The 16839-nt window shown below is 59.9% G+C and carries 8 protein-coding genes; all 8 read left to right on the top strand.

The window, feature by feature from the left end; translation table 11 throughout:
• Positions 1 to 29 precede the first annotated feature (29 nt).
• The 8 genes from NYE40_RS22085 (at position 30) to NYE40_RS22050 (ending at position 16837) form a co-directional block, all read left to right on the top strand.
• Positions 30 to 2780 carry an S-layer homology domain-containing protein gene (locus NYE40_RS22085; RefSeq protein WP_194843458.1) on the top strand — a complete coding sequence of 917 codons (2751 nt, stop codon included), beginning with the start codon at positions 30 to 32 and terminating at the stop codon, positions 2778 to 2780.
• A 147-nt stretch (positions 2781 to 2927) separates the two neighbouring features.
• A complete protein-coding gene (locus NYE40_RS22080; RefSeq protein ID WP_339278972.1) occupies positions 2928 to 5465 on the top strand; it encodes a hypothetical protein in 2538 nt (845 codons plus the stop codon).
• Positions 5466 to 5600: 135 nt separating this feature from the next.
• Entirely contained in the window at positions 5601 to 6203 is a 603-nt protein-coding gene (locus NYE40_RS22075) for a hypothetical protein (protein ID WP_127464412.1), read from the top strand.
• Between the two features lie 113 nt (positions 6204 to 6316).
• Positions 6317 to 6589 (top strand): alpha/beta-type small acid-soluble spore protein, encoded by a 273-nt coding sequence (locus NYE40_RS22070; RefSeq protein WP_028598994.1) that lies wholly within the window; start codon positions 6317 to 6319, stop codon positions 6587 to 6589.
• A 251-nt stretch (positions 6590 to 6840) separates the two neighbouring features.
• Positions 6841 to 8046 carry a methionine adenosyltransferase gene (gene metK, locus NYE40_RS22065; protein ID WP_028598995.1) on the top strand — a complete coding sequence of 402 codons (1206 nt, stop codon included), beginning with the start codon at positions 6841 to 6843 and terminating at the stop codon, positions 8044 to 8046.
• A 153-nt stretch (positions 8047 to 8199) separates the two neighbouring features.
• A complete protein-coding gene (locus NYE40_RS22060) occupies positions 8200 to 12573 on the top strand; it encodes an Ig-like domain-containing protein (RefSeq protein WP_339278971.1) in 4374 nt (1457 codons plus the stop codon).
• 200 nt (positions 12574 to 12773) lie between these two features.
• Entirely contained in the window at positions 12774 to 15539 is a 2766-nt protein-coding gene (locus NYE40_RS22055; RefSeq protein WP_153784448.1) for a stalk domain-containing protein, read from the top strand.
• A 137-nt stretch (positions 15540 to 15676) separates the two neighbouring features.
• A complete protein-coding gene (locus NYE40_RS22050; RefSeq protein WP_028598998.1) occupies positions 15677 to 16837 on the top strand; it encodes a sensor histidine kinase in 1161 nt (386 codons plus the stop codon).
• The last annotated feature ends 2 nt before the right edge of the window (positions 16838 to 16839 follow it).

Raw genomic sequence — 16839 nt, 5'->3', positions numbered from 1 at the left:
AGCAAGTTAGAGGAGGAGACAAAAAGGTTATGAAGAAAAGTTTATCCCTGGTCGTTACTGGCGCACTCGTAACTTCCGTATTCGCAAGCTCCGCTTTCGCGGCTGAACTGTCCCCACAACAGAAATTCGACGCTCTGAAGCAAGCGGGCATCCTGACGGGCTATCCGGACGGAACGGCCGGCCTGACGAAGAACATCACGCGCGCTGAGTTCTCCAAAGTCCTCGTTCTGCTCAACGGCCTGACGGAAGACGCCGCTGCAGCCAATTACAAGGACGTAGCAGCAACTCACTGGGCGAAAGGCTTCATCGGCGCTGGCACGAAAGCTGGCTACCTGAACGGCCTTGGCAACAACCTGTTCGGACCTTCCCAGTCCCTGACGGTTGAGCAAGTAGCCAAAACGCTCGTTATCGCAGCAGGCCTGACGCCTAAAGCGGACGCAGCTGTTTCCGGCGCGGTAAGCGCTTGGGCAAAAGGCTACGTAGCAGCTGCTATCGAAGCCGGCCTGATCGATTCCGCCGCTTCTTACAAAGTAGCCGCTACTCGCGGTCAAGTCGTTGAAGCAATCTACGACCTTTCGGATGCAGCTGTATCCGTCAAGTCCGCTGTTGCTGTCGACGCTACGAACATCGAGGTTACTTTCTCCGACAACCAAGTCGTGAAGCACGCGCTGACGACTCCACTGGAAGTTGGCAAAGAAACGACGGTTTCCGTTTCCTACAACGGCAAATCCTACGATGTTAAAGTTACGCTTCAAGCTGTTAAAGCAACGGAAGCGGCTCAATCCGGCGCCAAAGCAATCACGGTTAAATTCAACCGCGCGCTGACGGCTACGGAAAAAACGTACCTGGATGGCGGCTACACGCTGAAATCCAACCTGTCCACGTTCCCTGTGACGGCTAAATACGCTGACGACAACAAATCCGTTGTTCTGTCCGCTGTATACCTGCCGGTAGGCGACTACACGCTGACGGTAAAAGGCACGGACGCTCCGTTCGCGGTTAAAGTTGCTGCAAGCGTAACTTCCTCGATCGAAGTAACGTCCCCTGCTCTTCAACTGGCTGACAATGTCGATCTCGGCGTTAAAGTCTACAACCAGTTCAAAGAGGATGTAACGGCTACGACTAGCACTTACATCACGGCTGTAAACACGACGAAGACGAATGCTGCTCTTACGGTTACAGGCGGCAAGGTCAACCTTAAGACGGCTGGAGCTGCTTCTGGCGATAAAGTCCTCGTGACGGCATTTGTCCCAGCTACGGGTCTTAGCACGAACAAAACCATTCCGGTCGTAACGGGCTCGACGGCCACTGTCCTGGAACTGGGCGAAGTTCAGCCGCTGGCTGGCAAAGTTCGTATCTCCGCTGGCGAAACGGGTCTTATCGTTCCGCTGACTCTGAAAGATGCAAGCGGTCAAGCGCTGACGCTCACGGCTGGCGATATCGACTTTAAAGCCGGCGTTGCAGCTGATACGTACACGAGCTGGAAAGAAAAAGACGGTCTGATCTTCTACAACAGCGACAACCGTGTTGTTGAGAAAATTACCGTGGACAGCAAAGGCGTTCTGAAATTCACAGCTAAAGCTGCCGGCTCCACGACGCTGACGGTTAGCAACCCGAGCGCCGGTCTTGCTAAGTCCATCGTTATCACCGTTGCAGGCAACTCGGTTGTGAAAGATATTCAACTGGGTGCACCAAGCTCGCTGGTCGTAGCCGGTGAAGAAGTGGTCTTCCCGTTCGTAGCTACCGATATCTTCGGTCAAGAAGTTAAAGGTACGGCTCTGAGCACGGACCAAATCGACATCTCCGGTGCAAACATTGCTGAAGGATACCCTAAGGTGAACGCTAAGGGCGAGCTCGTCCTGAAGTTCACGAAAGAGGGCTACTCCTACCTGGTTGCTCGTGGCAAAGTCGCTACTTCCGTACCTTCTACGCTTGGCGTGACGGTTCAAAAAGCTTCTAATGTCGTAGGCGTAAACGGCATTAAAGATGTCGTAACGACGCTGGAAGACAATGCTACGGTTACGCTGAAAGGCGATAACATCGTACTGGTTGATAACTATGGACGTACGAAGACGGCAACAGCTGCAGAAGCAGCCTATGATGTTGTCCTCTCCGAACAATCCGAAGCGAACCTGCTGACCTACAACAAAGCAACAGGCGAACTGAAAGCCGCTAACGGCAAATCCGGTTCGGCAAAAGTGACGATCTCTTCTGGATCCGCTGAAGTATACACCTTCACGGTAACGGTTGTTGATTCCGCTGACGTCAAATCCTTCTCGATCGATTCGATCGGTGCAGCATTTGCAGCTAAGACGGCTGGAGCTTACTCCAAGACGATCAAACTGTCGGGTAAAACGGCTTCCGGCGAAGCAGTCGCACTGGCTAAAGCTTCTGCTGACTTCGTAACCAGCTCCGAGCCTACTGTGCTGAAAGTTGAGTCTGACTTTGCACTTACAGGTCAAAAAGCGGGTAAATCGACGGTTACTGCATATGTGGGCAACACAGCTGTAGCAACGCAAGAAGTGACTGTTTCCGAAGATGCTCCAGTGGCTAAAGAAGTAACGCTGAAGCAAAACGGCAACAAAATCACGGCTACGGTTAAAGACCAATATGGCATCGCGATCAGCCCAATCGGATACTTCTCCTCCTCGACGCCTTCGCTGGTAACGGTTGATCAAGCTGGCAACCTGTCCCCAGTCGCTGGTAAAAAAGGAACGGCTGTTATCACGTACACGACGAGCAACAACGTGTCCGGTACGATCACGGTTGAAATCGGCTAATCTAAGGCCTCATCCCCAAAGAGCAAGCAGGATTCCCTGCTTGCTCTTTTTTTGTTGCACAAAAGTTGGAGCAAGCGGTAAATAACAGAAACAAAGGAGACTCTCTCTGCGTCTAAATGCTATATGGATTCAGGAGGGTATGACGACGTGAAGCATAACTGGATGAAAAGCGGATTGACCGCATTGACTGCAGCAGGCTTGCTGCTGGGCGGTACGATAGCGGAAAGCGGAATGCAAGTAGCCTATGCAGCGAAGAGCGTTACGCTGTCGGGACAAGCAGTTGGCTTGACGGGAGGCTCGCTGAGCATAAGGGACGCCCATTTCCTCATGCAGGACAAGGGTAAAGTGTTAGCCTATACGGTCGTGATCACGAATAAAAGCTCGAAATCTATGGATCTGCTGGATTACTGGATTCGTGTCAAATCCAAGTCAGGCAAGTCATTCAAGGCTACGGTCGTTGAAGGAGACAAGGAGAAGACATCCGTTCCTGCCAACAGTACGCAATATATGACTTATTATGCGGTCGTCGATTCAGCGACCAAGCTTACGGATCTATCCTTTGACATCATCAAGTGGGATTTCTCTTCCTCCAACTATGAAAAAAGACTGGGCACGATTTCATATCCTTCCCAAGGCACCGACAGGATCGCAGCCTTTCAGCCAGGCGTCATGCTATACGGCAGCGGCAAGCTCAAAGGAGCGGTCAAGCAAGCCTACATATCCAAAGACAAGGACAATGGCTATGTCACCGTCAATTACTTGCTTGAGAATGTAGGACAACAAGTGATTGACTTATCCAAGCTGACGTTCAACATTCAGACGGAAAGCCTTTCGGTCTATAACGTTTCATCTCCCAGCCTGGAAACGATGACGATCCAGCCGAGAGAGAGGAAAATCATTACGCTTCGTTCGACGCTTCCTTTAGCTGTCGTCGCAAAGCCGCTGACTCTCGTTCCTTCCTTCAATGACGAGGCGACAAAGCTCAAGCTCCCGACAGGCGTCTTTCAATTGCCGGCGTTGAAAGTGCAGTCCGCTTCGACTGCGGGTCAGCCTCGGAGCATCTATTTAGAGGGACAGCCGGTCACGACGAAAGCCGGAAACGCCATCATCAGCCAAGATGCCGAGGGACAGTCCGTGTCGCTTGAGTTTTCGCTCACCAACACGGGATCGACTGCAGTCGCAGCGGGGGCCTTCGATTTCTATCTTGTGACTGGCAACGGCAAGAGCTATGCTTTGACTTATGCCAAAGAAGAAAACGCGAGCCTGCTGCCAGGGATCGGCAAGTCGTTGGCGCTGACGGGGACGCTGCCTGCGGAAGCAAGTCTGACTGGCGCCGAGCTGGTCATGAAATCGTTGGCGACGGATAAAGAAAGGTCGTATGTCATTGCCTCCTATGTCGTCGAAGCCGCCTCCTTGGAAGGCGGACTGGGAACTGCATTCAGCTATAAGGATTACAGCATCCAATTGAAAACCGTGACTCGAACTTCCGGAGTCGAGCAGGACAAGCTGGTCGCTGGCATCGCCATTACGAACAACAGCAAGGTTGCGAAGCAGATTCCAGCCCTCGGAGGCTACTTTATGGTCAACGGCGTCAAGATCGGAACCGAGCAGAAAGCGATCGGTCTGGATTCTACGCTTGTACTCGCTCCCGGATCCAGCTACGAGGCTGTCGTGGCCGCAGATATTCCGTACAGTACGTCCATCAGTCAAATCGCCTTTGTCGCCACGGAATCAGCCGCGGACAAGCCAGGCAAGATGCTGTATCAATTTACGGGACAGCAACTGTCGGAGATCCCGGTTATCGGCAATCTCACGGACTACGTCATCTCTGGAAGCGGGCAAAAAGCGACGATCAAGCTTAAACGCAATGCCGTTTATAAAGGCGTAGGCACTCAAACCTTCTATGCGGAGTTCGAGGGAATCAATCAGGAACCGCGAGCCACCGCGATCGCCAAGCTGGGCGGGTACCTGGTCGATAAAAACGGCTTGATCGTACCGGTCCAGTACGCCGAAGTCAAAGAGCGGATTAGTTCGGGAGGCAAGGCACTCGTCTCCGCATGGTCTGCCCTTCCGCGCGCCTTTGACGCCAGCGATTACAAGCTTGTCATCGGACAGGCGATCGGTACGGAGCCCGCCGCTCCACCTGCAGGGGAGAATGGAGGTTCGGGAACGGGCACGAACGCAGGCTCGGTCACCTCTCCGCTTCTGGTCAAGCCGGTTTCGTTCCAGCTCGGACAGACGAACGAGAGTGTGGCGGATCAAGTAAAAGAACTGAAAGTTGGCGGCTTCGGATTGTCGCTGGCTAAGACGAGTGCTTTCTATGATGTCAAAGATATGTACAACGTCGCCGGACTTAAACTGGAGACCGTCTACTCGCTCGGACGAGATGCAACTTATGAGGCCATCGCCGGAACGCATAAAATCAAAGTCGAATTTGTCAATCAGGACACCAATCAGCTCACTTATTCCAAAACGTTTGACCTTGCTGCGGCTTTGGAAGGGTCCCAAGACGAAGTACTGAAAGAGGGTACGGACATTCCTCTCAAAATATTGTTCAATGATCCGGAGATTCAAAACAAAGTCCGCACCAATAGCAAATTCAAGCTTAATATTTATGATGTTTTCCAGGGATCGTCGATTCTGATTGCTTCCCAGGAAATGAACTGGTTCTTGATCAACAATTAATGATTTGAGCGAAGCCGAAGAAGCCGTGCCTGAGCGCGCGGCTTTTCTGCTTGATTCCATCGGGCTCATAGACAATTCGACAGCCTTTTAGTAGAGTCGGGATATTGGCGGAGTCTGGTTTAGGAGGAGATTACATTGAAAAGAAGAACACAGGCAACAGCAGCGCTCGCATTGGCCGCAGCGATTGGAGTCGGTACCCAGTGGCAAGCCATTCTCAAGACGTGGAACGGAGAGGCCTTTGCCGCCTCTTCGAGCACCTCCGCCTCGGTCGGCACTGTGCCGGGCACGGCGGACGATCCGGTCGTCACCAAGAGCTATGTCGATCAAAAGATCGCCGAAGCGCTTAAGGGAGGAGCGACAGCTCCGACCAGCACGCCGTCGCCGTCACCGTCGCAGGCGCCGTCCTCGGCTCCGACGGCGACGCCGGGCGCAGGCGGAGGAAGCTCCGACGAAGGCGGCGTCAAGGTCATCAACGTGCCGCTGGGCAAAACGCTGATCGCTGCCGACGGTACGGAGGTCGTCGTGCGGGGCGGCAAGGCGGTTGCCTATAGCCCGGACAGCAACGGCATCGCCGACGTCACGGCAGGCATCGACATCAAGTCCGGCTCGAGCGTGCCGCAAAACCATCTGATCCTGTTTCCTCGGGGCGGGAGGGGCGTAGGCTCGGCGGACGGCATGAAAGTCGGCCTGACCGTCATGGTGCGCGGGGCTTATGAGATCAAGACGATCGAGAAGTAAGCGGGGATATTTTTCCCGAAGTGGCAACAGGTTATACGCGTAGCGGACGCGGCGCGGCGGCAAGCTACTAGCACATCCTTATCTATCCCAATCCTTTGGAGGTGCTTGGTGCAATGGCAAAGACAAACCGCGTCGTCGTCCCTGCATGCAAGGAAATGCTCAATCAGATGAAATATGAAATCGCCGGCGAGCTGGGCTTGTACTCCGCACCGGCTCCTGGCTCTGCGGATACGGAATTTGCTGGCGAGCTCGGCGCATCCGGACCGGCATCCGCTCCTGGCTCGATCCACTGGTCGTCGCTGGCGACTCGCCAAGCCGGCTCGGTCGGCGGCGAAATTACGAAACGTCTGGTCGCCAAAGCCGAGCAGTCGATGCTTGGCCTGTAAGCGGGAATTTCGGTGAGAGGCAAGGCGAGTTCACGATCTGTTCACAGCTGAACCCGCCTTGCCGCACTTGCCGCTCGAGTCCTTAGAACCAGGATCCGGCAAGGGATTCCGTCCATTGACACGATCCGACAGTTGGGCTATCATAGTGTCCTAGAAGAGTTGTCTACCCGACCTTTTCCAATGGGAAAAGGTTGATTTTTTGTTAAGACATCATCCTTTTCTCATTCCATGGTTCTAGGAGGTCGATCAGCTTGTCCCTTAAAGGAAGACACCTGTTTACTTCGGAATCCGTAACGGAAGGCCATCCCGATAAAATATGCGACCAGATTTCTGACGCAGTTCTCGACGCTTTCCTTGAAGTGGATCCCCATGCCCGCGTAGCTTGCGAGGTATCCGTAGCGACCGGTCTCGTACTCGTCATCGGCGAGATCAGCAGCCGCGCGGACTATGTCGACATCTCCGCGATCGCGCGCCGCACGATCAAGGAAATCGGCTATACCCGCGCCAAGTACGGCTTCGACTCCACGACCTGCGCCGTGCTGACCTCGCTCAACGAGCAGTCGGCCGACATCGCTCAAGGCGTCAACGCCGCGATCGAGACGCGTGAGGGCAAAGACGTCCATCAGGAAAACGAAGACATCGGCGCCGGCGACCAAGGCCTCATGTTCGGCTTCGCGACGAACGAGACGCCGGAGCTGATGCCGCTGCCGATCGCGCTGTCGCACCGCATCGCCCGCCGTCTGGCGGAAGTGCGCAAGAACGGCACCCTCGACTACCTCCGTCCGGACGGCAAGACGCAAGTCACGATCGAATACGACGAGAACGGCAAGCCGGTCCGCGTCGACACGATCGTCGTCTCCACGCAGCATGACGAGAAGGCGACGCTGGAGCAGATTCAAAAGGATATCCGCGAGCATGTCATCGCTCCAGCCGTGCCGGCTGAATGGCTTGACGCAGAGACGAAATACTTCATCAATCCGACGGGCCGTTTCGTCATCGGCGGTCCTCAAGGCGATGCGGGCTTGACCGGCCGCAAAATCATCGTCGACACCTACGGCGGCTACGCTCGTCATGGCGGCGGCGCATTCTCCGGCAAGGATCCGACGAAGGTCGACCGTTCCGCCGCTTACGCAGCCCGCTATGTGGCCAAGAACATCGTTGCCGCTGGCCTGGCCGACAAATGCGAGATCCAGCTGGCTTACGCGATCGGCGTAGCCAACCCGGTTTCGATCAACGTCGACACCTACGGTACGGGCAAAGTGGCCGAGGAGAAGCTCGTGGAGCTTATCCGCGCCAACTTCGACCTGCGCCCGGCCGGCATCATCAAGATGCTGGACCTGCGTCGTCCGATCTACGGCAAGACCGCTGCCTACGGCCACTTCGGCCGTACGGACATCGATCTTCCTTGGGAGCGCGTGGACAAGGCTTCCCTGCTCAAGCAGGAAGCACTGGTCTAAGCAAGATTGCAAGCAGAGCCTCTGTCTCCATTTCATGGAGCAGGGGCTTTTTTGCGTTCAGATGCTATCGCTTTCTCCATTTTTCCTAAACATTCCCTGCGCAGCGACCGACAAAGTAACTACGAATGTTCAATCGGGGAGTGGAAAATGGTCGTGGGAAAACGATTGTGGTTGAAAGGAATCGTCGCTCTGCTTGTACTGGCGCACACGGCTTTGCCTGCAGCCGGATTGACGGCAGGCACCGCGTACGCGGCCCAAGGGGGGCCGGTCGCAGCAGGCAAATATCCGGCTGACGACGCTGCGGCGGCGCCGGCGAACGCCAGGCTTTCGCTCTATTTCGACGAGCCGGTCTTGAAAGGCAACGGGGCGGCCGTCATCTCGATCCGCAAGGTTGCGGACAACTCCGAATGGGGGCGCTACGCCGTCTCGGACAGCCGGGTGACGGTCGATCCGTCCAACTCGTCCCTCGTGACGATCCAGCCGGAGCGTCCGTTCGAGGCGGGGCAGTCCTATTATGTGCTGATCGACAGCGGCAGCTTCGTCAGCCAGTCCGGCAGCGGCGCTTTCGCCGGCATCTCGAGCGCGACGGAGTGGAATTTCACTGCAGCCGAGCCGGATACCTCCGCGCCTGTTGCGACGGACTATAGCCCGGGCTCCGGCCAAGGGGACGCGTCGGTCTTTTCGGCGCTGCGCATTACGTTCAACGAAGCGGTGTTCCCGGCTGCGGGCTTCCTGCAACTGACGAACGCCTCGACCGGAGACAGCGTGCCGATCGGCATCACCTCGACGCTGGTCAGCGGCGGGGGGACGAACGTTCTGTCGATCGCGCCGCCAAACGGCTTGCTGCCGAGCCAGTCATATACGGTGAGCGCTCCGGCCGGCCTGGTCCAGGACGGCTCGGGCAACCGCTCCGGATCGATCGGCTGGAGCTTCCGGACGGCGGCTTCGCCGATCGGGGTGACGGGGATGAATCCGACAAACGGCACCCAAGGCGTGGACGTCCGGACGGAGCTGAAGCTCGTCTTCGACAAGCCGGTCAGCCCGAACAGCAGCTCCGCTGCGCCTAAGCGCATCGAGCTCAAGAAGGTATCCGACAACAGCACGGTCCAAAGCTGGACGGCGGATCAGCTGAGATACGCCGATGACGGGAGGAGCGCGATCCTCCCGCATAACGGCCTCGCCGGCAGCACCGCTTATTATGTGCTGGTCGAAGCCGCCGCATTCCGCAGCGGCGACCTGCTGTTCGCCGGCATCCGCGACGCGGCGGCGTGGACGTTCACGACCCGCGCGGTCAGCGACAGCAAGGGGCCGTCGCTGACCGGCCTGTCTCCCGGCAACGGCGAGACGATCGCCGCGGGGGACAGCAAGCTGGCGATGAGCTTCGACCGCGCGGTCTATCCGGGTACGGGCAGCTTCGTCATCCGCAGCGCCCAGGACTCGGCGATCGTCGCGACGATCCCGGTCACGTCCGAGCAGGTCGCGGGCTTCGGCAGCAGCCGCATCGCGATCGATCCGCGCATCTCCTTCCAGGAAGGAGCACGCTACTATGTCGAGATCGGCACGCAGGCGATCCGCGACGCGGCGGGCACGGCTTATGCCGGCCTGGCAGGGAGCTCGGCATGGAGCTTCACGGCGACCCGCGACTGGACGCCGCCGTCCGTCCTGACGCTGCGTCCGGCGAGCGGCAGCGACTCGGTCTCGACGATCGCCGCGTTCGAGGCGGTGTTCACGGAACCGGTACGGTTGAGCGAAGGCTACCAGATCCTGATCCATAAAGCCGGCTCGTCCGATACGTACACGGTCAAAGCTCAAGTGACGGCCGATCGGCCGGATACGGTCGTCATCCGTCCGGACGCGCCGCTGCCCGGCGGCGGGGAATACTACATGGAGATCGGCGTGAACAGCATCCGCGATGCAGCCGGCAACGGCTTCGGCGGCATCCTCAACGAGTACCAATGGCGATTCAAGACGCTGCGCGCCACGACAGCGGCGCCCGCGCTCAGCAAGGTCGAGATGCTAAGCCCGTCCAAGATTCGCCTTACCTACGACAATGAGCTCGATTCGTCAGCGGTGCCTTATCCCGCGAGCTTCTACGTGACGGTCAACGATGCTTCCGCGGCGCGTGAGATCAGCCAGGCGAGCGTTTCGGGCAATACGGTCGTGCTCGAGCTGCGCAGCGGCATTCTGAACGGGCAGAAGGTGACCGTCGCTTATACCGCTCCGACCGATCCTGGCAGCATGCGGGCAATCCGCGGCCTTGGCGGAGCTCGAGCGGCCGGATTCTCCGGCCGCCAGGCGACCTACGATGCTTCGGCGGCTCAGCCCAAGCTGACCGGAGGCAGCGTGGCGGGGAGCCAGCTGCGGCTGACGTTCAGCGACGCGCTCGGCGCCGCGAAGGCGGACTGGGCTTCGCAGTTCGCCCTTTATGTCAACGATCGTTACCATTCGCTCAGCGAGCCGGCCGTTAACGGCAACGTGCTGACGTTCAAGCTGGCCTCGGCGGCAGGCGGCGAGGGCGGCGCCTACATCAACTATGCGCCTGGCACGAATCCGGTCATGGACCAGTCGGGCAACCTGCTGGCGGCATTCAGCGGCGCCTATATCCAGAACCTGCTCGATACGAGCCGGCCGGTGCTCACCGGCGTGGCCGCAGCAGGCAGCAAGGTCACCTTGACGTACAACGAAGGACTGAACGGATCGCTGCTGCCGCTGCGCAGCCAGTTCGCCGTCCTGAGCGGCACGAGCTCGATGAGCATCAGCGGCGTCTCCGTGGAAGGCAATAAGCTGATCCTGACGCTGGCGAGCTCGCTGACGGCCGGCACGTCGGTCAAGGTGAGCTACGTCCAGGGCGTGCCTCCGCTCGCCGATCTGGCGGGCAATCCGGCCGAAAGCTTCAGCAACCGCGAGGCGGGCGTCAGCGGCACTTATCCGGTGTTCCTGTCGGGCAGCGCCTCCGGCGCGGCCGTGACGCTGCTGTACAGCATGCCGCTGGATCCGGCCGCCGTGCCGGGGCCGTCCCAGTTTTCGTTCCGCGCCGGCGGCACGCTCATCCCGGTGTCCAGCGTAAGCGTCTCCGGCTCCGTCGTCACGCTGCTGCTGGGCAGCTCGGTCGCGCCGGGACAGACGCTGACGCTGACGTACAGCCCGCCGACCTACAATCCGCTGCGCCTGGCGGGCGGCGATGCGGCGGCGGCGCTCTCCTCCGTCGCGATCGCCAACCTCAGCGCAAGCGACGGCTCCGGCAGCGGCGCCGGAGGCGGCACGGGCAGCAAGGCTCCGGGCCAGCTGACGGAGCTGGACGTTTCGACCAGCCCGGACGTCTCCCCGGCCGGCCGCGTCGCGACCCGCTATACGGTGCTCAACGAGCGGCTGGCGGCCGCTTATCAGGCCGCGCGCGCCGCCGGCCAGTCCAAGGTGAGCTTCCAGGTGCCGGATACGAACAAGGCAGGGCTGGTCGCTCTTCCGCTGGCCACTCTGCAGCAAATGATGAGCGCCAGCAACGCTTCCTTCGAGATCCAATTCGATACGCTGACCGTGGAGCTTCCTTTGCAGGCGATCGATTATGAAAAAACCGCCAAGCTGCTCAATGCGGGCGGCACGACCGGCTATCTGCTGCTCTCGCTCGATACGAGCGCAAGCTCGCTGGCCGGTACGCTGCAGTTCGCGATGAGCCGCGCCAGCGCCAGCCTGCTGGCCGGGCCGATCAGCATCGACCTGTCGCTCGTCAGCGGCAGCAGCACGACCAAGGTCGCCTACAGCGGCCTCAAGCGGATGATGACGACGACGCTCCGCTCCGCGTCCGTCATTCCGGCGGCGCAGGCCGCAGGCGTCTTCTACGATCCGGAGACGAGCCTGATGAGCTATGTCCCGACCAAGACGCAGAGCGCGGGCAGCGGCTCGGCTGTCGTGCTGAAGCACCGGGACGGCGGCGTCTTCGCCATCGCCAGGGGCAGCGCGGTGCTGAGCGACATTGCCGGCCACTGGGCCAAGAACGACATCTCGACGCTGGCCGCCAAGGCGATCGTGCGTCCGCGCACGAACAGCTCGTTCGAGCCGAAAAAGACGATCACCCGCGCGGAGTTCGCCGAATTCGTCTCGCGCGCGCTCGGCCTGAAGGGCAATACAGCCGCCGCCTCCTCGGCCTACCGCGATACGAGCGGGCTCGGCGCGGCTGCCGCCTATATCGGCGCCGCCTCCGCCGCCGGCATCGTCGAGGGCGCAAGCGGCCAGTTCCGGCCGAACGATCCGGTTTCCCGCCAGGAGATGGCCGCGATGATCATCCGCGCCGTCGAAGCGGCGGAGATGAAGATCATCCCGCCTCAGCAGGAGCAGAACTACCTCGAGAAGTTCAAGGATCGCGGCAAGATCGGCAGCTGGGCCAAGAGCTACGCGGCCAAGGCGGTCTACATCGGCGTGCTGAACGGCCAGACGGCGGATCAATTCGTTCCGGCCGGCAAGGCGACGAGAGCGGAGGCTGTCGTCATGATCAAGCGCATGCTGCAGTACCTGAACATGATCGACGTCTAGGCGATCTCTACTGTGACTTGTTTTTCCGCCGGCCTGGCAGCAGGCCGGCTTTTGCTATTTTCATAGAAAAAGACATTCAACCTCGCAAAGGTGAAAAGACTATTCTATCGCCTCGTAACTTTTCTCTATTCTGGAAGTCTATTCATTCGTGTGCTAGACCAATCGAATGAAGGCAAACAGATAGGAGAGCTGCATTTCATATGAAACAGGCAAGCCGCATCAACCGCCGCAACGACGTCCGAGCCGCCGCCCCGTCTCCGGAGCGGAAGTCGCCGCGAGGCGTCTTCGTCCGCCGCGTGCTCGTAAGCACGCTTGGAGCCGCGCTCGTCATCCAGCCTCTGGCCGCGCTCGCGCCGCAGCTGCCCGGAGCGATGAGCATCCTGTCTCCCGTCGGCCGGGCCGAAGCCGCCAGCTCCAAGCTGACAGTCGTCAGCCAGGAAATGATCACCTCCGGCGCCCAGCGCATCGACTACCTCTGGAAAGGAACGCGTAGCGGCGCTTCCGTCCAGTCCAATATCCATGTCATCAAGATCGACCTGAACGATCCGCATGTGAGCCTGAACGCCATCAACGGAAAGCAAGGCGTCGTCACCGGCCGCAGCAGCGTGCTGAACATGGCCAAGAACGCCGGCGCGGTCGCCGGCATCAATGCCGACTATTTCCAGACGGCCTCCTCCGACGGAGCGCCGATGGGCGCGCAGATCAGCGGCGGATCGCTGCTCGTCAGTCCGATGCAGCTGACCGGCATGTACATGTTCGGCGTCACCAAGGACCGCAAGGCGGTCATCGACCGCTACGCCTTCCAAGGCAGCGTGACGGCCGGGGACGGCTCGACGTTCGCGCTCAGCGGCATGAACCAGTCCTCCTACACCACGGAGTTTCCGACCAAAGGCTACTCGCATGCGAACGCCCTCTATCTGTACACGAGCGCCTGGACAGAGCCGAGCCGTCCTGCGGGGGCGAGCTACGCCACCCCTACGGAGGTGCTCGTGCAAGGCGGCGTCGTGCAGCAGATCTCGGAGGGCTCCGCGCTCCAGACGACGCCTCCGGCGGACGGCTTCATCCTGCGCGCGCACGGTACGGCGGCCGCTTACGTGCGGGAGCATCTGCAGGTCGGCCAGCCGGTCAGCGCCGACTATCGGCTGCAGTCGCTGACGACGCAGCAGACGGTCGATCCGGCCAGCTTCGAGACGATGGTCGGAGGCCATACGATTCTCGTCGAGAACGGCAAGGCGGCGGCGTTCTCCCGCAGCGTCTCCTCGATCAGCGGCTCATCCGCGCGCTCGCGTACGGCAGGCGCCTATTCGGCGGACGGACGCACCGTGTATCTCGTCACGGCCGAGGACAACGGCAGCAGCTCCGGACTGACGCTCGCGGAGCTGCAGTCGGTGCTCGTCGAGCTCGGCGTCAGCAAGGCGGTCAACTTCGACGGCGGCGGCTCGACGACGATGGTCGCTCGTCCGCTCGGCGAATTCGGCCTGCAGCTCGGCCATCCGACGGAATACGGGACGACGATGCGCCAGGTGTCCAACGGGCTCGGCGTGTTCACGTCCGCGCCGCAGGGCGCGATCAAGGGCATCAAGGCGAGCGGCTCGGGCGTGCTGTTCCTCGGGCAGTCGGCCGCGTACGAGCTCAAGGCGTACGATCAATACTACAATCCGCTCGATCCGGCAGGCCTCGGCGCGAGCTGGAGCGCCCAAGGCATCGCGGGCAGCTGGAGCGGCAATACGTTCACCGCGTCCAAGACGGGAACCGGCTCGATCACTGTCAAATCCGGCTCGGCGACGGACAAGCTGCCGGTCGTCGTCGTGGGCTCGGACGCGATCCAGTCGCTGAAGATCGGCACCGCCCAAGGCGCGCTCGAGGCGGGCACGCAGCTGGACGTGCCAGTGACGGCGACGCTCAAGGACGGCGGCACCTACACCTTGCCTTCCGAGGCGGTCAAGTGGGAGTTCCGCGGCTTCACGGCGGCCCGCAGCGGCGACAAGCTGACGGTGCAGAGCGTGTCTGAGGGCGCGCAGGTCGGATATGCCATCGCCCGCTATGACGGCTTCTCCGCGCTCCTGACGCTCGCCAAGGGAAGCGGCAGCCGGCAGCTGGCCGACTTCGACAAGCTCCAGCCGGCCTTCTCCTTCACCTCGACCGCCGGGGTGACAGGCTCCGCCCAGCTGACGAGCGGACTGGCCGCGGAAAACGGCACCGGCGCGCTGAGCCTCGGCTACGATTTCACGAGCGGCTCGACCGATACGCGCGCGGCTTATGCCTCGTTCGGAGCCGGCGTCCCGATCGACGGGCAGCCGACCTCGCTCTCCGTCGATGTGTTCGGCGACGCCAGCCTGAACTGGGCGCGCGCCGAGCTGACGGACGCCGCCGGCGCGAAGCATCTGCTCACGCTGTCCAAGGCGGTCGACTGGACCGGCTGGCGCACGATCAAGGTGCCGCTGTCGGAGTCGGGCACGGCGGTGAAATATCCGGTCAAGCTGACCCGCCTTTACGTCGCGAGCCTCAAGGACGGCGCGGACGAGCGCGCGGCGGCGGGCACGATCGCTTTCGACAACGTCTCCGTCGACGCTCCGGCGTCGGTGCCGGAGCCGGCCAAAGCGAAGATCGAGATGAGGGCCGGCAGCAAGACCGCGATGATCGACGGCAAGACGACCGCTCTCGATTCCGCTCCTTATATCAAGGACGGCGTGACGTACTTGCCGCTGCGCTTTGTCGCGAGCTCGCTCGGCAGCACGGTCGATTACGAGGCGGCGTCGAAGCGCGTCTCCGTGCTGAGAGGGGCCAAGCTGCTGGAGCTCGTCATCGGCAGCAAGGATCTGGTCGTAAACGGCGTCCGCGCGGCGGCTCCGGCCGCTCCGATCGAACGCGGAGGAAGGACTTTGGTCCCGATCCGCGTCGTCTCTGAGCAGATGGGACTATCCGTAAAATGGGACGGCGCGACTAAGCGGATTACCGTCGAATGATAGACTTCCTCGCAGGGAGCCTATGGTATGATAGAGAGTGACCTGCTGACGCGAGGCGCTGCCGTCCTAAGGGACAGCAGCGCCATTTCGTCGCTTATGCAGGATTATCCAGCTACAGAAAGGCAGCTGTGATGCAGGTGGACAATCGCATTGTGGATATCGACCGGGTCATCAAAAACGCGATCCAGGTCATGGAGGACAGCAAATACCAGATCTATGAAATCTGCGAATCCGCGCGCAAGGAGATGCTTACGCTCGAGCAGGAGCTGAACCAGGTGCTCCAGGATACCGTCCAGACGATCGACAAGGTCGACAAGCTGGAGATGGAGTATCGGCTTGCCCGCATCCGGCTGACCGAGGTGAGCCGCGACTTCGTGCGCTATAAAGAGGAAGACATCAAGAACGCCTATGAAAGGGCGACCCAGCTGCAGCTCGACCTGATGGTGTACCGCGAGAAGGAGACCTATCTCAAGGCGCGCCGCGACGACCTGCAGAAGCGGGTGAAAAACGTCGAGAGCTCGGTCGAGCGGGCCGAGACGATCCACTCTCAGATCAACGTCGTGCTGGAGTATTTGGCCGGCGATCTGACGCAGGTGACCCGCATTTTGGAGTCCGCCAAAAACCGCCAGCTGATCGGCCTCAAGATCATTCTGGCGCAGGAGGAGGAGCGCAAGCGCATTGCCCGGGAGATTCACGACGGCCCGGCGCAGTCGCTGGCCAACCTCGTGCTGCGGACAGAAATTGCAGAAAGAATGCTGGTAAAGCAGGAATTTCAGATGGTGCAGCACGAATTAGTAGACTTAAAGGCGCAGGTCCGGTCAGGACTAGAAGAAATCCGCAAGATTATATTCAATTTGCGACCGATGGCGCTAGATGATTTAGGACTTGTTCCCACTTTGCGTAAGTATGTGCAGGATTTTGAGGAAAAAACACGAATTCATACGGTGTTCGAGACGATCGGGCGGGAAATCCGCCTCCCTTCGGCCATGGAGGCGGGCATCTACCGTCTGGTTCAAGAGGCGTTCACGAATGCGATGAAGCATGCCAGCGCCAGCTACGTTTCGTTGGAGCTGACCTACCAGTCGCAGATGGTGAAGATCGCCGTCCAGGATAACGGGATCGGCTTCGACGCCGAGCTCATCGAGTCCAGAGCCAAGATCAACTCTCATTTTGGCCTGATGGGGATGCGCGAGCGCGTCGAGCTGCTGGAAGGCCGGCTGGAGCTCGAATCGTCCAGCGGCCAGGGCACCAAGATCACGATCCATATCCCGACAGGCGTGGATCAGCGAAAGGAGTAGCA

The sequence above is a fragment of the Paenibacillus sp. FSL W8-1187 genome (assembly GCF_037965485.1).
GTDB lineage: Bacteria > Bacillota > Bacilli > Paenibacillales > Paenibacillaceae > Paenibacillus_O > Paenibacillus_O pasadenensis.
The sequence above is the reverse complement of the archived record's forward strand: the minus strand, read 5'-3'. Positions and strand labels throughout refer to the sequence as shown.

Excerpts from the sequence above, each read along its gene's own strand:
- NYE40_RS22085 (WP_194843458.1), top strand. The coding sequence starts at position 30 with ATGAAGAAAAGTTTATCCCTGGTCGTTACTGGCGCACTCGTAACTTCC.
- NYE40_RS22070 (WP_028598994.1), top strand. The coding sequence starts at position 6,317 with ATGGCAAAGACAAACCGCGTCGTCGTCCCTGCATGCAAGGAAATGCTC.
- NYE40_RS22055 (WP_153784448.1), top strand. The coding sequence starts at position 12,774 with ATGAAACAGGCAAGCCGCATCAACCGCCGCAACGACGTCCGAGCCGCC.